Source organism: Roseobacter cerffii (assembly GCF_054226325.1).
Map to the genome: position 1 here is coordinate 558888 of NZ_CM135757.1, position 23003 is coordinate 581890.

A 23003-nucleotide genomic window follows, 5' to 3' on the forward strand; every position below is an offset into this window, starting at 1 on the left:
GCCCTGCGAGGCTGATGGATGACAACCACGCTGGACCCGATCGAGATTACCGCTGACGATCTGGTCGCTCTGGTCGCCAAGTACAATCCAAAGACGAACGAAGCCCTGATCCGCGCGGCCTATGATTACGGTCGCGCGATGCATGAGGGCCAGTACCGCCATTCCGGCGAGCCCTATTTCACCCACCCCGTCGCCGTCGCGGCGATCCTGACCGAACAGCAGCTGGATGATGCCACGATCATCACCGCGCTGCTGCATGACACCATCGAGGATACCAAGGCCTCCTATCAGGAGGTCTCGGACCGCTTCGGGGTCGAGGTGGCCGAGCTGGTTGACGGTGTGACCAAGCTCACCAATCTCCAGCTCAACTCGACCGAGACCAAACAGGCCGAGAACTTCCGCAAGCTCTTCATGGCGATGTCGAAGGACCTGCGCGTGATCCTGGTCAAGCTCAGCGACCGTCTGCACAACATGCGCACGATCAAGGCGATGCGCCCCGAGAAGCAGGCCCAGAAGGCGCGCGAGACGATGGAGATCTTCGCGCCGCTCGCGGGCCGCATGGGGATGCAGTGGATGCGCGAGGAGCTGGAAGACCTCGCCTTCCGCGTGCTCAACCCCGAAGGCCGCGCCAGCATCATCCGCCGCTTCATCAACCTGCAGAAGGAAACCGGTGACGTGATCGAGCGCATCACCGGTGACATGCGGCTCGAGCTAGACAAGGCCGGGGTCGAGGCGGATGTCTTTGGCCGCGCCAAGAAACCCTATTCGATCTGGCGCAAGATGCAGGAGAAGGAGCAGACCTTCTCGCGGCTGTCGGACATCTACGGCTTCCGCGTGATCACCGAGACGGAGGAGGACTGCTACCGCACCCTCGGTGCGATCCACCAGCGCTGGCGCGCGGTGCCAGGCCGGTTCAAGGACTACATCAGCCAGCCGAAATCCAACGGCTATCGCTCGATCCACACGACCGTCTCGGGGCGCGATGGCAAGCGGGTCGAGGTACAGATCCGCACCTCCCAGATGCACGATGTGGCCGAGACGGGCGTGGCCGCCCACTGGTCCTACCGCGACGGGGTGCGCAGCCAGAACCCCTTCGCCGTTGACCCCGCGAAGTGGATCACCCAGCTGACCGAGCAGTTCGACGCCGAGGAAGACCACGAGGATTTCCTCGAAGCGGTCAAGCTCGAGATGTACTCCGACCAGGTCTTCTGCTTCACGCCGAAAGGCGAGGTGGTGAAGCTGCCGCGCGGCGCCACGCCCATCGACTTCGCCTTCGCGATCCACACGCGCATCGGCACCGCCTGCGTGGGCGCCAAGGTCGATCACATGCGCGTGCCGCTCTGGACCCGGCTCAAGAACGGCCAGAACGTCGAGATCATCACCGCTGAAGGCCAAAGCCCGCAGGCGACGTGGATCGACATCGCCACCACCGGCAAGGCCCGCTCGGCGATCCGCCGCGCCCTGCGCGACGAGGACCGCGCGCGGTTTGTGAAGCTTGGCCGCGAACTGGCACGCTCCGCCTTTGAACACGTGGGCCGCAAGGCCACCGACAAGGCGCTCAGCACCGCGGCCCGCCACATGCGCTTCAAGAACCGCGACGACCTGCTTGCCCGCCTCGGCAGCGCCGAGATTACCGGGCGCGAGGTGGTGCAGGCGGTCTATCCCGATCTCACCCCCAAACCCGGCGAGCGTATCGATGCGCGCCGTGCCGTCGTCGGCCTCACCCCTGGTCAGTCCTTCGAGCGCGCCTTCTGTTGCCAGCCGCTGCCGGGCGAGCGCATCGTGGGCATCACCTTCAAGGGCCGCGGCGTGGTCGTGCATGCGATCGATTGCGACCGGCTCAGCGCCTATGAAGACCAGCTCGACCGCTGGCTCGACCTGCGCTGGCACGAAGGGCCGCATTCGGCGATCTACGGCACCACACTTGATGTGACGCTCAATAATGATGCAGGCACGCTGGGCCGCATCTGCACTTTAATCGGAGAGACCCGCGCGAATATTTCAGATTTGCAATTTATCGATAGGAAACCTGACTTTTACCGTCTTCTGATTTATGTGGAACTGCGGGACGTTGCGCATCTGCATTCGTTGATGTTGACCCTGGAAGCCGAAAGCGATGTGGCGGCGATTTCGCGCGCGCGCAATCTGGCGCAAGGGTCGGCTGAAACACCTGGCTGATGCCGCGGCCCGGCCATTGATCGGTCACATTTTCGGAGTGTTCTGCGGGGGCAGACGTCCGACATCATGCTGAAAAGGAACCCCGCCCGTTGGTCTTCAAACGCCGCGATCCCAAAAGCTGGCCCCGCGCCGTGGCAGAGTTTCTCTGGCCCCGCGGCGGATGGGCGCGCGCGTTCCACTACGTCAAGCACCGAATGCGGCGGTTGCCCGACAGCCCCGAGCGGATCGCCCGCGGCATCTGGGCCGGGGTCTTCGCGGCCTTCACACCGTTCTACGGCTTCCACTTCTTCATCGCCGCGGGCCTCGCCTTCGTGCTGCGCGGCAATGTCATCGCCTCGCTCATGGGCACCTTCTTCGGCAATCCGCTCACCTATGTGCCCATCGGGGTGGCGGCGCTCTCCACCGGGCACTGGCTGCTGGGCGACCAGGTGGACGAGCGGATGCACCGCTCCTTCGTCGGCAAATTCGCCGATGCCGCCGCTGACCTCAAAGACAACTTCATCGCCATCTTCACCGATGCCCGCGCCGACTGGACGCGGCTCAGCGTATTTTACGACGAGATTTTCTTCCCCTACCTCGTGGGCGGCATTCTGCCCGGTATCTTCTTTGCAAGTCTCTGCTATTACCTCTCCGTGCCGGTAATCCGGGTTTACCAGGCCCGCCGTAAAGGTATGATCAAAACCAAATTCGACGCCCTCAAGGCCAAGGCTGCTGCAAAAGCAGACGCAAAACGCAAAGCGGAACATCCAACCGGGGACTAACACGTGCTGCGGCTAGCAGCATGACCAGATGGGGGGTCGGAAATGGCCAATCAGGAACACCTGCGCCTCGGCGTAAACATCGATCACGTGGCCACGGTGCGCAATGCACGCGGCGGGGCTTATCCGGACCCGCTGCGCGCCGCGCGGCTGGCGGAACAGGCGGGCGCCGACGGCATCACCGCTCACTTACGCGAAGACCGCCGCCATATCTCGGACGCTGACATTGAGGGGCTGATGGAGGTGCTGACCGTGCCTTTGAACTTCGAGATGGCCGCCACCGACGAGATGCAGAAGATCGCGCTGCGTCACAAGCCGCACGCGGTCTGCATCGTGCCGGAAAAGCGTGAAGAGCGGACCACCGAAGGCGGCCTCGACGTGGCCCGCGACGAAAACCGCCTCGCGCATTTCATTGCGCCTTTGCGCGATGCGGGTTGTCGTGTCTCAATCTTCATTGCCGCCGACCAGCGCCAGGTCGAGGCGGCCCACCGCATCGGCGCCGAGGTCATCGAGTTGCATACGGGTGCGTATTGTGACGCCTATGCCGATGGCGAGCTCGACACCCACCATGACGAACTGAAGGCGCTGGGTGAGATGGCCACTTTCGCGCATTCGCTCGGTCTCGAAGTGCACGCGGGCCACGGGCTGACCTATGACACCGTGATGCCCGTCGCCGCCTTCCCCGAGGTGCGCGAGCTCAACATCGGCCACTTCCTCATTGGCGAGAGCATTTTTCTGGGCCTCGAACCTGCGATCCAGGAGATGCGCCGCCTGATGGATGAGGCCCGCGCATGATCACCGCACAATTTGCCGCGATCTGGGTCGCCTGGGTGCTCGCGGGCGGCTCGCCCGGGCCCGCCACCATGGGCATCGCGGGCACCGCCATGTCGGCGGGTCGTGGCTCGGCGCTGGCCTTCGCGCTAGGCATCCTCGCAGGCTCCGCCAGTTGGGGCATTGCCGCGGCCCTTGGCCTCTCCGCGATCATGCTCGCCAACGCCTGGGTCTTCGAGATGATCCGCTACGCAGGCGCGCTCTACCTCGGCTGGCTCGCGCTCAAGGCGCTGCGTCGCGCGGCCTCCGATGACAGTGCTGCCATGGGAACACCCTTTTCCGGCAGCGCCCGCACGCTTTTCCTCAAGGGCGCGGCGATCCACATCACCAACCCCAAGGCGATCCTCAGCTGGGGCTCGATCTACGCCATCGTCGCCCCGCACGACGCCACACCGCTGATGCTGTTTGGCTATTTCGGCCTGCTCTACGCAGGCTCCATCCTGATCTTCATCGGCTACGCGCTGCTCTTTTCCTCGGCGGCGGTGGTGCGCGCCTATGCCCGCGCCCGGCGTTGGTTCGATCTCGCCTTCGCGGGCTTTTTCGGCTTTGCCAGCTTCAAGATCCTCACCGCCCGGCTGCAATGATCCTCGGCATCGGCACAGACCTCGCGAACATCGAGCGGATCCAGGGCACCCTGGATCGCTTCGGCGACCGCTTTCGCAACCGGGTCTTCACCGAGGTCGAACAGCGCAAGGCGGAGCGGCGCAGGGATGTGGCTGGCACCTATGCCAAACGCTGGGCCGCCAAGGAGGCCTGCTCCAAGGCGCTTGGCACCGGGCTCGCAATGGGCATCGCCTGGAAGGACATGTCGGTCAGCAACCTCTCCACTGGCCAGCCTGTCATGCATGTGACCGGCTGGGCGAAGGAGCGGCTCGACGAGATGACGCCCCCGGGGCATGAGGCCGTGATCCATGTCACGCTGACCGATGATCACCCCTGGGCGCAGGCCTTCGTGGTGATCGAGGCGCTGCCGCAGAGCCGTTAACACTTTGGTCACGAACCCGGGCGCGCGCCCTGTTAACGACGCCTCGCACCGATGATCCACCGACGCAATACCGACGTCACACCGACGTGATACCGACGTGGGTTTTGCCTGCAAGTAAGGGATTAACCCCCGATTCGGGCGAAAGGTCGCAAGGGGGGCACCGACCGTTGCGTGGGGCCGCCTTGACTCGCCCCTCTCCCACCCGCATTTAGGCGCAGATCAACGAGTGGGAGCGCCCGATGGCCGCCAAAGAAGAAAAGCAGCAGAATGCCATTGTCGAGACGATCAAAACCATCGTCTACGCGCTGCTGATTGCCGGTGTCTTCCGCACCATCTTTTTCCAGCCGTTCTGGATCCCCTCGGGCTCGATGAAAGAGACGCTGCTGGTCGGCGACTTCCTCTTCGTGAACAAGATGGCCTATGGCTATTCCTACGCCTCCTGCCCCAGCCTGATCATGCCGCGGTTTGGCATCAACGTGGATGCCAAGGACATCTGCGGGGTCTTCGATGGCGACAACACGCGGCTCTTGGGGGGTGAGCCGGAACGCGGTGATGTGGTGGTCTTCCGTCACCCGGTCTCGGGCCGCGATTACATCAAGCGGCTCATTGGAATGCCGGGCGACAGCATCCAGATGCGTGACGGTATTGTCTTCATCAACGGCCAGGCAGCACCGCAGGAACCTGCTGGAATCTTTGAAGAAATCATGCAGCCGCAGGGCCCCGAAGGGCGGCGGCCCCGCTGCAGCAATGGCCCGATCGGCGATGGCGGCATCTGCCAGAAGGCCCGTGCCATCGAGACACTGCCCGGCGGTGTCCAGCACATCGTGCTCGACATCAGCCCGCAGGCCTCCGACCGCACCGGTGTCTACACGGTGCCGGAGGGGCATTATTTCTTCATGGGTGACAACCGTGACAACTCCGCGGACAGCCGCCTCGCCCAGCAGGTGCAGGGTGTGGGCTTTGTGCCCTACGAGAATCTGATCGGTCGCGCCGACCGGATCATGTTCTCCTCCGCAGGCCGCTCGATGCTGTTCTTCTGGACCTGGCGCAGCGACCGGTTCTTCAAGGCCGTCGAGTGAAGCTCTCGGCAGAACTCAAGTCCTTCCAGGACCGTCTGGGGCATACGTTCAAACGCCCCGAACTGCTCGCGCAGGCGGTCACACATGCTTCGATGTCCTCGGCCAATCGCGATGACAACCAGCGGCTGGAATTCCTTGGTGACCGGGTGCTGGGCCTGGTCATGTCCGAGGCGCTGCTCAGCCTCGACAAGGGCGCGACCGAGGGCCAATTAGCTCCGAGATTCAATGCTTTAGTACGTAAGGAAACCTGCGCGGACGTGGCGCGCCAGATCGACCTCGGCGCCGTGCTGCGGCTTGGCCGGTCCGAGATGCTCTCGGGTGGGCGGCGCAAGCAGGCGTTGCTCGGCGACAGCATCGAGGCGGTGCTGGCCGCGGTCTATCTCGACGCCGGGTTCGACGCGGCCAAGGCGCTGATTTTACGGCTTTGGGGTGACCGGTTGCACAATGTCGAAGAGGACGCGCGCGACGCCAAGACGGCTCTGCAGGAATGGGCGCAGGCGCGCGGGCTGCAGCCTCCGTCTTATGTGGAGGTGTCCCGCTCCGGCCCCGATCACGCGCCGGTCTTCACCATCGCCGCCGAGCTTGAAACAGGTGAGCGCCGCGAGGCCACTGCGGGCTCCAAGCGCCAGGCCGAACAGGCCGCGGCGGGCACATTGCTCACGGCGCTGGAGGAGACGGAATGAGCACGCGGGCTGGATTTGTTGCCCTCATTGGCGAGCCCAACGCGGGCAAATCGACCCTACTGAACCGTATGGTGGGGGCGAAGGTCTCCATCGTGACCCATAAGGTGCAGACCACGCGGGCGCGCATCCGTGGCGTCGCCATGGAAGGCGACGCGCAGATCGTCTTCGTGGACACACCGGGCCTCTTTCAGCCGCGCCGACGGCTCGACCGCGCGATGGTCGCCGCCGCCTGGGGCGGGGCGGCAGATGCCGACATCATCATGTTGCTGGTCGAGGCACAGCGCGGCGTAACCGAAGGGGTGGAGCGCATTCTCGAGGGGCTGGGCGACATCGGTGAGGGCCGCAAGGTTGCGCTGGCGATCAACAAGATCGACCGGGTGCAATCCGAGGTCTTGCTGGGCCTGACCAAGGACTTGAATGACCGCTTCCCCTTTGTGGAGACGTTCATGATCTCGGCCGAAAGGGGCCATGGCGTTGACGCCTTGCGCGTGTGGCTCGCGGCGGAGCTGCCCGAGGGGCCATGGCTCTACCCGGAAGACCAGATCGCCGATTTGCCGATGCGCATGATCGCCGCCGAAATGACGCGCGAAAAGCTGACCCTACGCCTGCATCAGGAGCTGCCGTATCAGCTGACCGTCGAGACCGAGAGCTGGGAGGAGCGCAAGGATGGCTCGGCCAAGATCGACCAGCTGATCTATGTGGTCCGGGACGGGCATAAGGGCATCGTGCTCGGCCACAAGGGCGAGACGATCAAGGCGGTGTCGAAGGCGGCGCGAGAGGAGCTGGAGGAGTTTCTGGGCCGAAAAGTTCATTTGTTCCTGCAAGTTAAGGTGCGCCCGAACTGGCTGGACGAGGCCGAGCGGTATTCAGAGATGGGGCTGGAGTTCAAGGATGGTAACGGCTGAGCGAGGACGATCCGGCGGTGTCGCGTGCCCGACGGTGGGATTGAGTATTTTGGGAAGGGTGAAGGGCGCGGCATGACCCGGCTGACGGCGCGGTTCTGGATTGATGCCTATCTGATGCGGTTGCGCGGGCTCGACATCCCCGCGTTTATCGTTGCGCATGGCGATGACGATGCGGGTAGCGTGTTGGTCAAGCTCAATCGGCTCGACGGCCAGGCGACCGTCTATCAGCGCAGCTATAACTTGATGGAGGACACGCGCAGCTGGTCGATCCTCGAGCAAGGCACAGAGGCGGATGTGGATGCCTGCATTGGCCGCCAGCGGGCCTATGACCCTGACGTCTGGGTCATCGAGGTGGAGGATCGGCAAGGTCGCCATATGCTGGATCAACCCGGTCTCGCGTGATGCAGTGGCGCGATCAGGGGATCTTGCTCAGTACCCGGCGCCACGGCGAAACCTCTGCAATCATTGAAGTTTTTACGCCCGCGCACGGTCGCCATGCCGGGGTTGTGCGCGGTGGCACCAGCCGCAAGATCGCACCCATCCTGCAGCCCGGTGCACAGCTTGATGTGACATGGCGGGCCCGGCTGGAAGATCACATCGGCAGCTTTCAGGTTGAGCCCGTGCGCAGCCGGGCCGCTGCCGCCCTCGGGGACCGCCTCGCGTTGGCGGGTCTGAATGCGGTGACGGCTCTCTTGGGTTTCTCACTGCCAGAGCGCGAACCGCACCCTCGTCTCTATCAGAGCAGTGAGCAGTTGCTCGACCTGCTTGATCAGCCAGACCTTTGGCCGCTGGCCTATCTGCGCTGGGAGCTCGGGCTGCTGGAAGAGATGGGCTATGCGCTTGCGCTCGATGTCTGCGCCGTGACTGGAACAGCGGATGATCTTGCCTTTGTCTCGCCCAAGTCCGGCCGGGCCGTGTCGCGCGGGGCGGCGGGGGCCTGGGCGGACCGGCTGTTGCCCTTGCCGGATGTGTTGCGTGGGGTCGGTACGGGGGCGGATGCGGAGGTAGCCGAAGCACTGCGCACCACCGGTCATTTTCTGTCGCAGCATCTAGCCAAAGACCTCGGCAACACACCTCTTCCGGAGGCGCGTGCGCGCTTTGTCGAGGCGTTTACTCGGCGGCTGTGAAGACCATCTTGCGCCCGTCCGGCGTCGAGAGGATCAGCGTACCTCCCAGAACCTCCGACAGCGTCATCTCGGATAGCGCTGTCAGATAGGCCGTTTCGTCCTGCAGCCCCGGGCAGGCTGCGCGGGTGGCCACGACATCTGTAGCCTCAAACCAGGGGTAGGGCACCATCATGGCCCCGCTGAAGCTGTTGCAGGGTGCGCGCCCGACGATCTGCCCAGGCTCGGGGAAGCGCAGCGTGGCGGTGTAGGAGACGGTTTCGCCGTCAAGCTCAACCAGCTGCCAGGTCTTGCCCGCGGCCCCATAGGCGGTGACCGTTTCGTCGCGGCGACAGGCGGAGAGGGCAGTGCCGAGGATCAACACGCCGACCGTAAACAGCCGCAGCGGCGTCATTGAAGCGCGAGTACGAGGTCAATCATCGTGTCGAAGGCCTGGCCGGGCTTCGTCTTGCCGTGCAACTGCGGCAGGCCGATCAGCGCGCCCAGGCAGCTTTGCGCAAAAGCCGGATTGCGCACACCGAGCTGGGTCAGAATGTTCACCAGATAGGTCAGCCGCTCGGTGTCCACATCGCTGACGGCCCGCGCGACCATCGGTGAGGTCTGCGCCCAGGCGCGGAAGGCCGGGTCCTGCTTGTCGGCGAGAAACTGTTTGCCAAAGGCGCGGAGCCGTTTTTCAGCATTGCCGCTCTTGGCCAGCTCCTCGGCGATCCGCGACAGCGCGCGCGATTGCCAATCCTTGACAACCGCCTCATGCAGCGCGGGCACATCCTTGAAATGCCAGTAAAAAGAGCCCTTGGTCGCCCCAAGCTCGCGCGCGAGCGGCTCGGCGGCCAAGGCGGGCGGTCCCTTCTTGACCAGCGCGTCAAGGGCTGCGTCGATCCACTTCTGTCGGGTGAGTCGCTGTGTTGCCATGGATCAGCCATACGCAGCTGACTGTGATGCTGCAAGTGCGAAGCGCCGATGGGACGTGGACCGGCGTTTGCCTTCTGATGGTGGCGGATTTCCGCGCGAATGCTCGCCGTTGCAGCGGTGTGAACCCTATCAGCCGAGCAGCCGTCGCGCGATGACCTGCGCCTGAATTTCAGCGGCGCCTTCAAAGATGTTCAGGATTCGCGCATCACAAAGCACGCGGCTGATCTTGTATTCCAGCGCGAAGCCGTTACCGCCATGGATTTGCAGCCCATTGTCCGCCGCCGCCCAGGCCACCCGGGCGCCGAGCAGCTTGGCCATCCCGGCCTCCACGTCACAGCGGCGCCCCTCATCCTTCTCAAAGGCCGAGAAATAGGTGAGCTGGCGCGCAATGGTCAGCTCCACCGCCATCATGGCTAGCTTGCCCGAGACGCGCGGGAAGGCGATCAGCGGTTTGCCGAACTGCTTGCGGTCCTGCGCATATTGCATGGAGATATCGAGCGCCGATTGGGCCACGCCCACGGCGCGCGCCGCGGTCTGGATGCGGGCGCTTTCGAAGGTTTCCATGAGCTGTTTGAAGCCCTTGCCTTCCTCGCCGCCGAGCAGGTTCTCGCCCTTCACATGGAAGTTGTCGAAGGCCAGCTCGTATTCCTTCATGCCGCGATAGCCCAGCACTTCGATCTCGCCTCCGGTCATGCCCTCTGTGGGGAAGGGGGCTTCGTCTGTGCCGGGCGTCTTTTCAGCCAGGAACATGGACAAGCCTTTGTAATCGGTGGTCTCGGGGTCCGTCCGCGCCAGCAAGGTCATCACATGGGTGCGGGCGGCGTGGGTGATCCAGGTCTTATTACCGGTGATCTTGTAGTCCTCGCCGTCTTTAACTGCACGGGTACGCAGGGCGCCGAGGTCAGATCCGGTGTTGGGCTCGGTGAAGACGGCGGTGGGCAGGGTCTCGGCACTGGCGAGCTGCGGCAGCCACTTTTCTTTCTGCGCGTCGGTGCCGCCTGCAAGGATGAGTTCGGCCGCGATCTCGGACCGCGTGCCCAGTGAGCCCACGCCGATATAGCCGCGCGACAGCTCTTCCGAGACCACGCACATGGACGCTTTCGACAGGCCGAAGCCGCCATATTCTTCGGGGATCGTGAGGCCAAAGACGCCCATCTCTGCCAGTTCTTCAATCACCTCCAGGGGGATGAGCTCATCATTCAGGTGCCAGTCGTGGGCGAAAGGTTCGACCTTTTCGACCGCATAGCGGCGGAACTGCTCGCGGATCATCTCAAGCTCGTCATCAAGGCCCGATGCGCCCGTGATGATGTTCGCGGAATGCTCCTGCATCAGCTCAACGAGCCGTGTACGCGCGGCTTGCGTGTTGCCCTGCTGGGTCAGCGTCATGATCGCTGGTTCCATCATCGCCCGCATGTCGGACTGGTCGAGGCCGAGGTCCTGCAGGCGCAGCATCTCGCCCTGGTTCATCTGCAGGCCGCCATAGAGCTGCCAGAGGTATTCACCGAACGCGATCTGGTGGATCAGCTGCTCGGTTTCACCGAAACTGCCATTTGCCGACAGGCGTTCCGCCCAGGCCTGCATCTGCCGCAAGGCCTGCACATAGGTCGCAACCCAGGCCAGCCCATGAGCCGCCGTCTGATGCTGTTCGACCAGTGCGCTCGAGATGCGGTCCCCGTCGGTGACCTGCGCTTTCACCCGCGCGGTTGCAGTCTCAAGCAAGGCGTCGAGGGGGGGCAGGGCGGCAGCCGTGTGGCTCAGGAGGTCGTCCAGGATCACGGGGTTTTGCGTCGGCGGGGTCTGTCCATCATGGGGCATGCTAGCATCCTTCATCGGTTGAGGGACGATGTAAGTCTTTCGCAGTTGCAGCGCAACAAAAATGCGGGAGGATGCGTCAATTTGGACGAAAATTTCGCCACGGTTTTTGTGGCTGATTGGCGGTTGATCCGGAAACACTCTGTTGAGCGCCATCATACGCAACCTGGACATGAAAAAGCGCCGCTCGCGCGGCGCTGATCAGTCACAAACTCACTAACGATTCTTGATTTACAGGAGACGCATCGGAAGACAGATCAATCCGCCTACCGATGCGCCGGTCACCAGGGGCTCAGCCCTGACGCGCTACAGTCACGCCCGAGACATCTTCAATGAATGTCACGATGCGTGTCTTGATGGTATCGTCGCGGATGGCAGCCAGTGCCGTAACGATCTCAAGGCTCGGATCACGGCGTTCAGATTTTTCTGCCGCCGCATCAAGGCCTTCGAAGAAGTAAGACGTAGGAACGTCAAGGATTCGCGATAACTCGTAAAGCCTGCTGGCGGCAATTCGATTCGATCCGATTTCGTATTTCTGAATTTGCTGAAATGACAAATCCAACTCACGGGCAACGTCTGTCTGGGACAGGCGCCGCATCGTGCGAATCTGCTTCAATTTGCGACCAACGTGAACATCGACTGGATGGGACATAACTATTTAACACCTCTGGTTGTGACTGTTCACACTCTTTCCGGGAATCACCGAATCGTTCAATTGGGTACGTTTTTCATTTTTTTGATTAAAAATGTTCTGGTGATGGGTGAAAAATGTTGCATTACTGGGTGATTTATTTACCATCTGTCTTATGAACCGTATCGTGGACCCGGCTGATACTTCTGAGGCGGTCAAGAAGACTGCGGATTCTCATGGCTTGCTGCATGAGATGATCCGGTCGTTCACGACTCTGGCGCGGACGCTCAACCTCAGTCATGCGGTGAAGGAGTTGGGCAGCACGCGTCAGACGGTGCGCCGCCATATCGCCCAGCTCGAAGAGGCAAAGGGTGAGGCGCTCTTCACGGTGGAAGACCGCCAGTATCATCTGACCGAGGCGGGCGAGCGTGCCTTGCCTGAGGCCTTGGGTATCCTGGCGCGCGGCAATGCCTGGTTGAACAGCAATGTCAGCCACGTGCATGGGTTGCAGCTCTTCAGTTCGGTTCTGCCGGATGGCTGGTGTTTCTGGCAACAGCAGCATTCGCTGGGACGGGTATGGGATTCACCCTCCTGTCTGCAGCGCGAAACGCTGCGCAGTTGGGCCATGGCAGGGGGCGATATCGAGTCGCCCCATATGGAGCATGTGCGCCCCTACCTCATCGTTTATCGGCATACGATCGCGGGCTGGATCTGCGTGGAATTCGGTGAGGAATCGTTTTTTGTTAAGTGGTTTGGTTGGGCCAAAGCGCGCAGCAGCGTGGGGCGGTCACTTGGGCGGATGCCCGGTGGTGACGACTTCGCGCGGATGCTGGACGAGCCCTTCCACGAGGTCCAAACGACCCAAAGTTTGCGCTTGGACCATGTTTTCACACTGGTGCCATCCGAGGCGGATGGGACCCTCAAACCCGTCAACTATCAACGTCTAATGCTTGGGGGGCGATTCCCTGACGGCAGTCTAGCGCTCTATTCCCTGGTCGAGCCTTCGTCCGATATTGAGATATTTGGGCTCGATCAAGGCAAGATTGTGCAACCTTCTGCCGATATTATGGTAAATTTCGATCCAGCTGGCGCAAAGTTCGAGCGTTAAGCACTTATTTAGTCTAACCTTTGCATGAGGATGCTCGTGCAAAGGAGTTTTGGCATGTCTTTTCAAAGTTTGAGTGCAGGGACACAATTCGTGGCCACAAGTCGCGATATTCTGCACCAAAACCGGATTTCTGTCACGATAGGGTCAAATTTCCTCAAGTACCGGGCCATGCTGAAGGCCGAAAGACCGCAGCAGGTCCTCGGCGCTCCGTTTGATCCTGACGTGCACGACCTCAACGATAAAAACTCCTTTTGGCTGATCGCGCGCGATGCCGATGGCATGTTGATGCACACCCAAGCCTCCAGGTTGATCGATCTGCAGGAGAAGACGCTCGGGGGGTATATGCTCAAGCGCTTCCGGGACTTCCCGCCTGCGATCCCTGATCTTGATCTGCGCCGGTCCCGGTTCCGCGCCAGCCCGGGCGCCAACCGTATCACCGGGCAGGTGGTCTATCATGGCGAGGTCTGGATGGGCGACACCGGGCCTTATCGCGGCACAGGCCTCTCAACCGTGCTCGCGCGTTATGGCATCCATGAAGCGATGTGCCGGTGGAACCCCGACACGATCTTTGGGTTCATGGCGCGCACCGTGGCCTTCAAGGGCTTTGCCGAGCGCATGGGCTACATGCACAACGAACCCGGTGCGCTACGGTGGTATCGCAAGGGCTCTGACAGGCCGCTGGAGGGCTTCCTGAGCTATCTGACGAACGAGGATACGCGCTACCTGCTGGAGATGCCCATCATCGACGTTGTCGACGTGCCTGAGCCGCAGAAAAAGGCCGCTTAGACCTGCACACCTTGTCTCCGATCAGCTGATCGCGGCGGCTTTCACGTCGTCGTCGATGAACGGCAGATATCGTTCGAAGTTGTCCGAGAACATCTTGACCAGCTTCGCTGCCTGACGGTCGTAAGCGTCCGCATCATCCCAGGTGCGGCGCGGGTCGAGCAGGATGGTCGGCACGCCTTTCACGTCCACCGGCACGTCGAAGCCGAAATTCGGGTCCTTGCGGAAACTCGCATCGGCCAGCGAGCCGTCGAGTGCAGCCGTCAGCAGTCCGCGCGTCGCCTTGATCGGCATACGTGAGCCGGTGCCGTGGGCGCCGCCTGTCCAACCGGTGTTCACAAGCCAACAGGTCGCGCCATGGGTCGCGATCTTCTCCCGCAGCAGGTTGCCATAGACCTCCGGGCGCCGGGGCATGAAGGGCGCGCCAAAGCAGGTCGAAAACGTCGGCTCCGGCTCTGTCACACCGCGCTCGGTGCCCGCGACCTTCGAAGTGAAGCCTGAGAGGAAGTGATACATCGCTTGGGCCGGTGTCAGCCGCGAGATCGGAGGCAACACGCCAAACGCATCGCAGGTCAGCATGATGATGTTTTTCGGATGCCCCCCGCGCGCCGAGGCAGAGGCGTTCGAGATGTAATGCAGCGGGTAGGCACAGCGCATGTTGGCCGTCAGGCTGTCGTCCTCGAAATCGAGCTCCCGCGTTTCCTCATCATAGATCATGTTCTCGATCACGGTGCCGAATTTTTCGGTCGTGGCATAGATCTCGGGCTCGGCATCTGCGCTGAGGCTGATCGTCTTGGCATAGCAGCCGCCCTCAAAATTGAAGGTGCCGGTGTCGGACCAGCCGTGTTCGTCATCGCCGATCAGCGTGCGCGCCGGGTCGGCCGACAGCGTTGTCTTGCCAGTCCCCGACAGGCCGAAGAACACGGCTGTGTCGACCGGGTTGCCGGTGGCGTGGTTGGCCGAGCAGTGCATCGGCATCACGCCCTTTTCGGGCAACAGGTAGTTCAGCAGGGTGAACACCGATTTCTTGTTCTCACCGGCGTATTCCGTGCCGCCGATCAGGATCAGCTTCTTGTCGAAATTCATTGCGATAACGGTTTCGGACCGGCAATCGTGTTTCGTCGGATCGGCCTGGAAGCTGGGGCAGTTGATCACCGTGAAATCGGCGATGAAATCATCGAGGTCTTCGCGATCCGGGCGGCGCAACATGTGCCGGATAAAGAGCCCGTGCCACGCCAGCTCTGTCACCATGCGCACATTGATCGCATGTTTCGGGTCGGCCCCACCGGTCAGGTCTTGAACGAAATAATCCCGCCCTTCCATATGCTTGAGCATATCGCCGTGCAGCGCATCGAACCCCTCGGGGGACATCGCCGCATTGTTCTCCCACCAGATTGTGTCGGCCACGCTGTCGGTCTTGACCACATGCTTGTCCTTGGGCGAACGGCCGGTGAATTTTCCCGTCGAGACGAGAAAAGCGCCACCCTTGCCAAGGCGTCCTTCACCGCGCGCAAGCGCCTGTTCGATCAGGTCGGGTTCGATCAGGTTGTAGTAGACGGTGCCGACGCCCTTGATCCCTTGATCCTCGAGTGTGAAGTCCGGGTTTACCCGCCCATGTGTCATCCGTCGTACTCCTGTTTCAACGCCTCGCGCGTCGGCGCTGACGCCTCATAACATGACGTTTTTATTGTTGAACAGGCGCGCGCCCGTAGTTAGCGCCACCATTTCGAAGTTTGTTCCTGAAGGCTTATGAGCGTGCGGATTTGAGCAGAGATGGTGGCCAAAAGGCGGCGGTAATGTGCGGCAATTTAGTCATTCGTAATCAAATTATGGCCCAATTGTTTTGGTGCACTGTGCTGATTCGCACTTAAGCATTGATTCGGAGGGCTAAAAGATGGTGAATGGCTCAAAAAATCAAAGAAACGAGCAGTACAAGGAAACGGGTAATGTCTAAAATTGCATTGGTGGATGACGACAGGAATATCCTGACGTCGGTGTCCATGACGCTGGAAGCCGAGGGTTTCGAGGTGGAAACCTACAACGACGGGCAAGCCGCACTGGATGCCTTCAACAAGAAGCTGCCGGATATGGCCGTGCTGGACATCAAGATGCCCCGCATGGATGGGATGGATCTGCTGCAGCGGTTGCGCCAGAAGACGGCGATGCCGGTGATTTTCCTGACCTCGAAAGACGATGAGATCGACGAGGTGCTCGGGTTGCGCATGGGCGCTGACGACTACGTCAAGAAGCCTTTCTCACAGCGGCTGCTGGTCGAGCGCATTCGCGCACTGCTGCGTCGGCAGGATGCGGTTGCCGGTGACGTTGTTGCCGACACCGAAGACACCAAGGTGATGGAACGCGGCGATCTGCGCATGGATCCCCTGCGCCACGCCGTCAGCTGGAAGGGCAAGGACGTGTCCCTGACCGTGACCGAGTTCCTTCTGCTGCAGGCGCTGGCGCAGCGTCCCGGCTTCGTCAAGTCACGCGACCAGCTAATGGACGTGGCTTATGACGACCAAGTCTATGTCGATGACCGCACCATCGACAGCCACATCAAGCGGCTGCGCAAGAAGATGCGGACCGCTGATGAAGAGTTTTCGGCAATTGAGACCCTCTACGGTATCGGATACAGATATAACGAAGATTAACCGAAGAGATGGCCTTGGCCGAGAGGACCTTTGTGCGGGATATGACCCCTCCTCCTTCTCGGGACGGCGACGTCGTTCTGGGCGAAGACTGGGTTGCGCCAGACAGCACGGCTGAAAACGAAGTGCGGGCCCCGCGAGAGCGTCGCGGGCTAATGTCCCTGCGCGGCTCTCCTCTTACCCGAAAGATCGTCACGTTTAACGTTATCGCGCTTTGTGTGCTGGTGACGGGTATCCTCAACCTCAATTCATCGCGCGACAGTCTCGCGCTGCAGCGCGCGGCCTCCTTGCTGTCGGAGGCCGAGCTGATTGCCGATGTGATCGAAGCGCAGCTGCCCGCAGGCGCGCCCGTGAACCTCGCAACGGGCGATGGCATTGACGTGGCCGCCACCCTTGCGGATCTCGACCTGCGCAATGGTGTCGAGGTTTTCGTGTATGATCGCGCCGAGGTGCTCATCGCCAATGTCGACGGCCAACTTCCAACCAGGGAGTCCGAAGGCGGATTTGGTGACAAAACCTATCTGACCGATGGGTTGAACTGGCTCTGGTCCGCGGTGTCCGCACCTTTCGCCGAACCGAGGCCGGTTGACCCCACGCCGCTCAGCGAGAAGCTCAAGCCGATGATCGGTGCGGGTCTGACCGAAGGCACGCAGATCCGGAACGAGCTCGATATCGTGGGCGGGAAGCTCTTCACGGTCATCACGCCCATCGTTCAGAATGGCGAGGCGATCGGCGTCGTGGCGGTCGCGACCGCGGCGGGTGAAATCGATCACCTCGTGCGTATCGGTCACGAACGGGTGCTGCAGATGTTCGTGATCGCTATTCTTGTCTCCGTTGGTCTCAGCCTCGTGCTGGCATCCACCATCGCCAATCCGCTTGCGGAGCTTTCGGCTGCGGCGGAACTCGGGCGCGACAAGAACGCCCGCAAGATGAACTCTGGTCGCATCCGCATCCCCGATTTGACCGCACGCCCTGACGAGATCGGGCGGCTCAGTGGTGCGCTGCGCGGTATGATCTCGGCGCTCTATAACCGCATCGATGGCAATGAACAGTTTGCTGCCGACGTTGCGCATGAGATCAAGAACCCCCTTGCTTCCCTGCGCTCCGCGGTCGGCACCCTGCGCATGGTCAAGCGCGACGACCAACGGGAAAAGCTGCTTGATGTGATCGACCACGACGTCCGGCGGCTCGACCGTCTGGTCAGCGATATCTCGAACGCGTCGCGGCTCGACAGCGAGCTGGTCAAAGAGGAAGAAGAGCCGTTCGATGTGCTCACCACCCTGACCAATCTCAGCCAGTATCTGGGTGAAGAGGCGCACGCCAAGGGCATTGATTTCATCACCGATCTGCCGAATATCCCGATCACCGTGCACGGGCTTGAGGCCCGCCTGGCCCAGGTGTTTGTGAACCTGATCACCAACGCGATTTCCTTTTGCGAAGATGGCGACGCGATCCGCATCTGGGCGCGCAAGAAAGAAAATCGCGTGCTGATCGTGGTCGAGGACACAGGGCCCGGCATTCCGGATCAGGCGCTGGCGAAGATCTTTAAGCGCTTCTACTCGCAGCGGCCCGATGAGCACTTCGGCAACAATTCCGGGCTTGGGCTTGCGATCTCGAAACAGATTGTCGAAGCACATGGCGGGGTGATCTGGGCCGAGAACATCCGACCGACGGAAGCGGATATCACCTCCGATCCGCTTGGGGCGCGGTTTGTGGTTGGCCTGCCCATCTGAGAGATGGACCGCGGTCAGCAAGAGCACACGCAGGCAGCCGAGGGTATCACGTTGCACGCGACCACGGTTGTGTTCGAAAGTCGCGCTGCGCTGATCGTCGGTGCCGCGGGGCAGGGGAAATCGACGTTGGCGCTGCAACTCATGGCCTTTGGTGCGCAGCTTGTCTCCGATGATCGCACCCAGATCACACGCGACGCGAACGGCCTCTGGGCAAGCGCGCCGGACACCATATCGGGCTTGATCGAAGCGCGCGGGATCGGCCTGTTGCAGGCAGAGGCGATCCCCCGCGCGAAACTGTGCGTCGTGATCGACTTGGACCAGCTCGAACACGACCGTCTGCCCGTCATCCGGGACAGGGTTATCGTGGGTGTGGCACTGCCTTGTCTTCACAAAGTGGACAGCGCCGGTTTCCCTGCCGCTGTTTTGCAATATCTGAAAGGTGGCAGAAGAGACCCGTCATGACCGACCCCGAACCAACCGCGCGCAGGATTGTCTTCGTCACCGGACCCTCCGGCGCGGGACGCTCCAGCGCGCTCAACGTGCTCGAGGACGCGGGGTTCGAGGCGGTGGACAACCTGCCGCTGCGGCTGCTGCCATCCCTGATAGAGGGTCCAGGGACCGACCGGCCGTTGGCGCTTGGGATTGATCCCCGCAATCGGGACTTCTCGACCAATGCTATCATCGACGTTCTGGGACGGTTGACGGGCGTTTCGGGGCTGGCGCCGGAGCTTCTGTACCTCGACTGCAGCACCGAGGTCTTGCTGCGGCGGTTCTCCGAGACGCGGCGCAGGCATCCGCTGGCACCCGATGACCGCCCGTCGGAAGGGATCATCCGCGAGTTGGAGATCCTCGGGCCGCTGCGGTCGCGGGCCGATGTGCTGATCGACACCAGCGATCTCAACGTGCACCAGCTCCGCGCAGAGGTGGAACACTGGTTCGCGCCGGGCGGTCAGCGGCGGCTGACCGTCTCGGTCCAGTCGTTTTCCTACAAGCGGGGTCTGCCCCGAAGCGTGGATATGGTCTTTGATTGCCGCTTCCTGGCGAACCCCTATTGGGAGCCCGAGTTGCGGGAGTTGAACGGCACGCAAGCGCAGGTCGCGGCCCATGTGACCGCCGATCCGCGGTTCTCCGATTTCGAACGCCAGGTGCTGGATCTCAGCCTGCTTCTGCTGCCCGCTTATCGCGATGAGGGAAAGTCGTACCTCTCAATCGCCTTTGGGTGTACGGGTGGCAAACATCGCTCTGTTGTGATGGCTGAAAGGCATGCTTTGCGCCTTGCGGAGGAAGGCTGGCAGGTGTCTATAAGACACCGCGAGTTGGACCTGCGCAAAAAAGAAGAGGCTTGAGCCCGGTGATCGGTATCGTGATTGTTGCCCATGGTGGGCTGGCCAAGGAATATCTGGCGGCCGTCGAACATGTGGTGGGGCGCCAGCCGGGCATTCGGGCCATTTCGATCGATGCAGACCACGACCGGGCCGCCAAGGAGCGTGAAATCTGTGAGGCCGCAGACGAGGTCGACACCGGCGGCGGGGTTGTTGTGGTCACCGATCTCTATGGCGGATCCCCGTCGAACCTGAGCCTTCTGGCCTGCCGCCCCGGCAATCGTCGCATCCTTTATGGTGCAAACCTGCCGATGTTGATTAAACTGGCGAAAAGCCGTCAGAAGCCGGTTCCGGATGCCGTGCGGCTGGCGCTGGAGGCCGGAAAAAAGTACATCGACAGCCAAAACGTGAGCCCCGAGCAGGATACCCGACAAGATCAATGACTGAATGCACACTGAAAATCGTGAATGAAAAGGGCCTGCACGCGCGCGCCTCGGCCAAATTGGTCGAGGTTGTGGAAGGCTTTGACGCCAGCGCCGAGGTTCTGAAAGACGGCCAATCCGCCTCAGGCGACAGTATTATGGGACTTTTGATGTTGGCAGCGTCCAAGGGAAGCTTTATTGACATACGGACCTCTGGGCCCGACGCGGATGCGCTTGCGGAGGCGCTGACAGCCCTTGTGGCCAACAAGTTCGGCGAAGGCCAATAGCGAAACGATGCGGTCAGAGAGCTGCAGAACGGGATAACAGGTCTTGGTAGAAAGCTCGCAAGACATCGACGTGCCGACGAGTGTCGCGGAGCCGGTCAATTTCACCAAATATGACCGCAGCAGCCTCTCCTACGCGTCGACCTTCGAAGACCCGTGGAAATCCACCGTCATCCGCATCATCGAGGCGCTGACCGGCAAGCTCACGATCCTGCGGCTGGTGCGCAAGTTCGAACGGCGCGGGGCGCCGCAGGGGCAGGCCTTCTGGCGAGCAGCTCTTGACGTGATGGGCATCGACCTTCTGACGCCCGAAGAACAACTGGCGCGCATTCCCAAGACCGGGCCGGTCATCGTCGTCTCGAACCATCCGCACGGCATGGTGGACGGGATGATCTTTGCCGATCTGATCGGGCGCGTGCGACCGGACTACCGCATCCTCACGCGCTCACTGCTGACCGTGATCGACGAGGTCGCGGGCTCCTACATGATCCCCGTGCCTTTTCCGCATGACCCCGATGCACAGCGCAAGGGCGTGGAGATGCGTGCCAAGGCGATGCAGCATCTCAAGGACGGCGGTGTCGTGGCACTCTTTCCCTCTGGCGGTGTGGCCGCGTCTGAGACCTTCTTTGGCCCAGCCATCGAGGGCGAATGGAACGTGTTCACCGCCAAGCTCATTCGCCGATCAGGTGCGACGGTGGTGCCGATCAGGTTCCCCGGTCAGAACTCGCGCGCCTATCAGATCGCCAACAAGCTCTCGCCGATCCTGCGGCAGGGCCTCTTGCTGCATGAGATCGTGCATTCGCTGAACAAGTCCCAGGCGCCCGTGGTCGGCCATCCGTTGGATCAGGACGATTTGCGCAAATGGGATGATGACCCGCGCGGCTTCATGGCCTGGCTGCGCGACCACACCCTGTCTCTGAAGGACTAAGCGCTCAGCGCGTGGGCACTGGCGTCTCGCCGCGATAGTCGTAAAACCCGCGCTGCGTCTTGCGCCCCAGCCACCCGGCTTCGACGTATTTTGTCAGCAAGGGGCAGGGCCGGTACTTGGTGTCTGCCAGCCCGTCGTGCAGCACATTCATGATCGCCAGGCAAGTGTCGAGCCCAATGAAATCCGCGAGCTCAAGCGGCCCCATCGGGTGGTTCGCACCCAGCTTCATCGAACTGTCGATGGATTGCACGCTGCCCACACCTTCGTAAAGCGTATAGACCGCCTCGTTGATCATCGGCATCAGGATGCGGTTCACGATGAAGGCGGGGAAGTCCTCGGCAGAGGCCGCGGTCTTGCCAAGCCGGTCGACCACCTCCTTGCAGGCGGCATAGGTTGCCTCATCCGTCGCGATCCCGCGGATCAGCTCGACCAATTGCATCACCGGCACCGGGTTCATGAAATGGAAGCCCATGAACTTTTCGGGGCGGTCGGTGCGGCTCGCCAGCCGGGTGATCGAGATCGACGATGTGTTCGACGTCAGGATCGTGTGCGGCTGCAGATGCGGCACGAGATCCTCGAAGATGGCCTGCTTGACCGCTTCGCGTTCCGTTGCGGCTTCGATGATCAGATCGGTCTGGCCGAGATCGGTGAGTGTCTGTGTTGTCTTGATGCGCGCCAGCGCGGCGTCTTGATCGGCGTCCGTGATCTTCCCACGACTGACCTGGCGCGCCATGTTCTTCGACATCAACTCCATCGCCGCATCAAGCGCGTCCTCGCTGATGTCATTGAGCAGCACGTCATACCCGGCCAGCGACATCACATGCGCGATCCCGTTGCCCATCTGCCCCGCGCCCACAATCCCGATTGCCTTGATGTCCATCGGCTGCCCCTTTTCGATTTGACGCACCTTAGGGTGCCGGACGGTCCGGCTGCAAGGCCACCTGTCGCTTAAAATACGGAACAAAATGAGGGTTTAAGGGAATCTAAGGACGCAGCAGGCACACTCCGATCTGGGTGAGTTAAACAAGGTGGGTGTTATGTCCTACGATGTGCTGGGAGCGGGGGCTCTCGACTATATGCCGTGCCGGTATGGCCGGTCCAAATTGCTGTTCCGCGGGCCGGAACGGCGCCTCGATGCGCCTTATGTGGCGTTTCTCGGAGGTACCGCAACCTACGGAAAATTCATAAAAACACCGTATCCGGCGCTTGTCGAAAGCGGCCTCGGGGTGAATTGCCTGAATTTCGGCATCGCGAATGCAGGCATTGACGTGCTGCTGAACGATGCCTTCCTGAAAGACGCCTGCTGCAAGGCCGAGGTGACGGTGGTGCAGATCTTCGGCGCACAGAACCTGTCGAATCGCTTCTACACCGTGCACCCGCGCCGCAATGATCGCTTCGTGAAAGCCTCTCCGCTGCTCAGTTCGATCTATCCCGAGGTGGATTTCGCGGAGTTCCATTTCAACAAACATATGCTCAGCCGTCTCTACAACGTCTCGCAAGAACGGTTCGCAGCCGTGCGCAACGAGGTTCAGACCGCGTGGCTGGCCCGGATGAAGCTGCTTCTGAAGAAGATCACCGGCAAGGTGGTCCTTGTCTGGTTCGCCGATCACGCGCCCTTGCCTGAGGCCGAGGATGCGGTGGACCCCGCCAAAGGGGGGTCTCCCCTGTTCGTCACGCGCGAGATGCTGAACGATCTGGTGCCTTATGCCGCCGCTTTCGCGGAGGTGGTCGCGACGCCAGAGGCGATGGCGGCAGGCACAGATGGCATGGTCTTCAGCCAGCTCGAGGCGATGGCCGCAGCCGAGATGCTCGGACCAAAGGCGCACGGCGAATTGGCGCAGGCCCTTGGGCCGGTCTTGCAAGACCTCACATGACAAAGG

General features: G+C 61.7%; 26 protein-coding genes. 20 read left to right on the plus strand and 6 right to left on the minus strand.

Annotation, left to right across the window (positions count from 1 at the left end; all coding sequences use genetic code 11):
- Positions 1 to 18: 18 nt before the first annotated feature.
- The 10 genes from ACVC7O_RS02735 (at position 19) to recO (ending at position 8546) form a co-directional block, all read left to right on the plus strand.
- Entirely contained in the window at positions 19 to 2178 is a 2160-nt protein-coding gene (locus ACVC7O_RS02735; RefSeq protein ID WP_458324576.1) for a RelA/SpoT family protein, read from the plus strand.
- 89 nt (positions 2179 to 2267) lie between these two features.
- Entirely contained in the window at positions 2268 to 2939 is a 672-nt protein-coding gene (locus ACVC7O_RS02740) for a DUF2062 domain-containing protein (RefSeq protein WP_458324577.1), read from the plus strand.
- Positions 2940 to 2981: 42 nt separating this feature from the next.
- Entirely contained in the window at positions 2982 to 3731 is a 750-nt protein-coding gene (locus ACVC7O_RS02745; protein WP_458324578.1) for a pyridoxine 5'-phosphate synthase, read from the plus strand.
- A complete protein-coding gene (locus ACVC7O_RS02750; protein WP_458324579.1) occupies positions 3728 to 4351 on the plus strand; it encodes a LysE family translocator in 624 nt (207 codons plus the stop codon). The genes ACVC7O_RS02745 and ACVC7O_RS02750 overlap by 4 nt, the downstream gene beginning before the upstream one ends.
- Positions 4348 to 4752: a holo-ACP synthase gene (gene acpS, locus ACVC7O_RS02755; protein ID WP_458324580.1), complete on the plus strand. Its 405-nt coding sequence runs from the start codon at positions 4348 to 4350 to the stop codon at positions 4750 to 4752. Before ACVC7O_RS02750 ends, acpS begins: the two co-directional genes overlap by 4 nt.
- A gap of 239 nt (positions 4753 to 4991) precedes the next feature.
- Positions 4992 to 5831 (plus strand): signal peptidase I, encoded by an 840-nt coding sequence (lepB, locus tag ACVC7O_RS02760; RefSeq protein WP_458324581.1) that lies wholly within the window; start codon positions 4992 to 4994, stop codon positions 5829 to 5831.
- Complete coding sequence (gene rnc, locus ACVC7O_RS02765) at positions 5828 to 6514, plus strand: ribonuclease III (RefSeq protein ID WP_458324582.1); 687 nt, start codon at positions 5828 to 5830, stop codon at positions 6512 to 6514. The genes lepB and rnc overlap by 4 nt, the downstream gene beginning before the upstream one ends.
- Positions 6511 to 7419 (plus strand): GTPase Era, encoded by a 909-nt coding sequence (gene era / locus ACVC7O_RS02770; protein WP_458324583.1) that lies wholly within the window; start codon positions 6511 to 6513, stop codon positions 7417 to 7419. Before rnc ends, era begins: the two co-directional genes overlap by 4 nt.
- A 72-nt stretch (positions 7420 to 7491) precedes the next feature.
- Entirely contained in the window at positions 7492 to 7821 is a 330-nt protein-coding gene (locus ACVC7O_RS02775; RefSeq protein ID WP_458324584.1) for a DUF1491 family protein, read from the plus strand.
- Complete coding sequence (gene recO, locus ACVC7O_RS02780) at positions 7821 to 8546, plus strand: DNA repair protein RecO (protein ID WP_458324585.1); 726 nt, start codon at positions 7821 to 7823, stop codon at positions 8544 to 8546. Before ACVC7O_RS02775 ends, recO begins: the two co-directional genes overlap by 1 nt.
- Here recO and ACVC7O_RS02785 read toward each other — a convergent pair.
- The 4 genes from ACVC7O_RS02785 to ACVC7O_RS02800 form a co-directional block, all read right to left on the minus strand.
- Entirely contained in the window at positions 8530 to 8937 is a 408-nt protein-coding gene (locus ACVC7O_RS02785) for an META domain-containing protein (protein WP_458324586.1), read from the minus strand. The two genes, recO and ACVC7O_RS02785, sit on opposite strands and share 17 nt — an antisense overlap.
- Positions 8934 to 9455, minus strand: a complete 522-nt coding sequence (locus tag ACVC7O_RS02790) for a TetR/AcrR family transcriptional regulator (protein WP_458324587.1) — start codon at positions 9453 to 9455, stop codon at positions 8934 to 8936. Before ACVC7O_RS02790 ends, ACVC7O_RS02785 begins: the two co-directional genes overlap by 4 nt.
- 129 nt (positions 9456 to 9584) lie before the next feature.
- The gene (locus ACVC7O_RS02795; RefSeq protein WP_458324588.1) at positions 9585 to 11270 is read right to left on the minus strand and encodes an acyl-CoA dehydrogenase family protein; all 1686 of its coding nucleotides are present in this window, start codon (positions 11268 to 11270) and stop codon (positions 9585 to 9587) included.
- 289 nt (positions 11271 to 11559) lie between these two features.
- Positions 11560 to 11919 (minus strand): helix-turn-helix domain-containing protein, encoded by a 360-nt coding sequence (locus ACVC7O_RS02800; RefSeq protein WP_458324589.1) that lies wholly within the window; start codon positions 11917 to 11919, stop codon positions 11560 to 11562.
- 109 nt (positions 11920 to 12028) lie between these two features.
- Between ACVC7O_RS02800 and ACVC7O_RS02805 the strand changes: the two genes are divergently transcribed.
- Both ACVC7O_RS02805 and ACVC7O_RS02810 read left to right on the plus strand, forming a co-directional pair.
- The gene (locus tag ACVC7O_RS02805; protein ID WP_458324590.1) at positions 12029 to 13006 is read left to right on the plus strand and encodes a helix-turn-helix domain-containing protein; all 978 of its coding nucleotides are present in this window, start codon (positions 12029 to 12031) and stop codon (positions 13004 to 13006) included.
- A gap of 54 nt (positions 13007 to 13060) precedes the next feature.
- On the plus strand, positions 13061 to 13792 hold the full coding sequence (locus ACVC7O_RS02810) for a hypothetical protein (protein WP_458324591.1): 732 nt from the start codon (positions 13061 to 13063) through the stop codon (positions 13790 to 13792).
- A 21-nt stretch (positions 13793 to 13813) separates the two neighbouring features.
- Here the strand turns inward: ACVC7O_RS02810 and ACVC7O_RS02815 are convergent, their stop codons facing one another.
- Entirely contained in the window at positions 13814 to 15412 is a 1599-nt protein-coding gene (locus tag ACVC7O_RS02815) for a phosphoenolpyruvate carboxykinase (protein ID WP_458324592.1), read from the minus strand.
- Positions 15413 to 15735: 323 nt separating this feature from the next.
- Between ACVC7O_RS02815 and ACVC7O_RS02820 the strand changes: the two genes are divergently transcribed.
- From ACVC7O_RS02820 to ACVC7O_RS02850, 7 genes are all read left to right on the plus strand, one after another.
- Positions 15736 to 16437, plus strand: a complete 702-nt coding sequence (locus ACVC7O_RS02820) for a response regulator transcription factor (RefSeq protein WP_458324593.1) — start codon at positions 15736 to 15738, stop codon at positions 16435 to 16437.
- Between the two features lie 41 nt (positions 16438 to 16478).
- Positions 16479 to 18167 (plus strand): sensor N-terminal transmembrane domain-containing protein, encoded by a 1689-nt coding sequence (locus tag ACVC7O_RS02825; protein WP_458324594.1) that lies wholly within the window; start codon positions 16479 to 16481, stop codon positions 18165 to 18167.
- A gap of 3 nt (positions 18168 to 18170) precedes the next feature.
- A complete protein-coding gene (locus ACVC7O_RS02830) occupies positions 18171 to 18629 on the plus strand; it encodes an HPr kinase/phosphorylase (protein WP_458324595.1) in 459 nt (152 codons plus the stop codon).
- Positions 18626 to 19513: an RNase adapter RapZ gene (gene rapZ / locus ACVC7O_RS02835; RefSeq protein WP_458324596.1), complete on the plus strand. Its 888-nt coding sequence runs from the start codon at positions 18626 to 18628 to the stop codon at positions 19511 to 19513. The genes ACVC7O_RS02830 and rapZ overlap by 4 nt, the downstream gene beginning before the upstream one ends.
- Positions 19514 to 19518: 5 nt before the next feature.
- Complete coding sequence (locus tag ACVC7O_RS02840) at positions 19519 to 19932, plus strand: PTS sugar transporter subunit IIA (RefSeq protein WP_458326023.1); 414 nt, start codon at positions 19519 to 19521, stop codon at positions 19930 to 19932.
- Entirely contained in the window at positions 19929 to 20198 is a 270-nt protein-coding gene (locus tag ACVC7O_RS02845) for an HPr family phosphocarrier protein (protein WP_458324597.1), read from the plus strand. The genes ACVC7O_RS02840 and ACVC7O_RS02845 overlap by 4 nt, the downstream gene beginning before the upstream one ends.
- 70 nt (positions 20199 to 20268) lie before the next feature.
- On the plus strand, positions 20269 to 21123 hold the full coding sequence (locus ACVC7O_RS02850; protein ID WP_458324598.1) for a lysophospholipid acyltransferase family protein: 855 nt from the start codon (positions 20269 to 20271) through the stop codon (positions 21121 to 21123).
- A 4-nt stretch (positions 21124 to 21127) separates the two neighbouring features.
- Here ACVC7O_RS02850 and ACVC7O_RS02855 read toward each other — a convergent pair whose 3' ends face one another.
- On the minus strand, positions 21128 to 22003 hold the full coding sequence (locus ACVC7O_RS02855; RefSeq protein WP_458324599.1) for a 3-hydroxybutyryl-CoA dehydrogenase: 876 nt from the start codon (positions 22001 to 22003) through the stop codon (positions 21128 to 21130).
- A gap of 157 nt (positions 22004 to 22160) precedes the next feature.
- On the opposite strand from ACVC7O_RS02855, the gene ACVC7O_RS02860 reads away from it, so the two are divergent.
- The gene (locus tag ACVC7O_RS02860) at positions 22161 to 22997 is read left to right on the plus strand and encodes a DUF6473 family protein (protein WP_458324600.1); all 837 of its coding nucleotides are present in this window, start codon (positions 22161 to 22163) and stop codon (positions 22995 to 22997) included.
- The last annotated feature ends 6 nt before the right edge of the window (positions 22998 to 23003 follow it).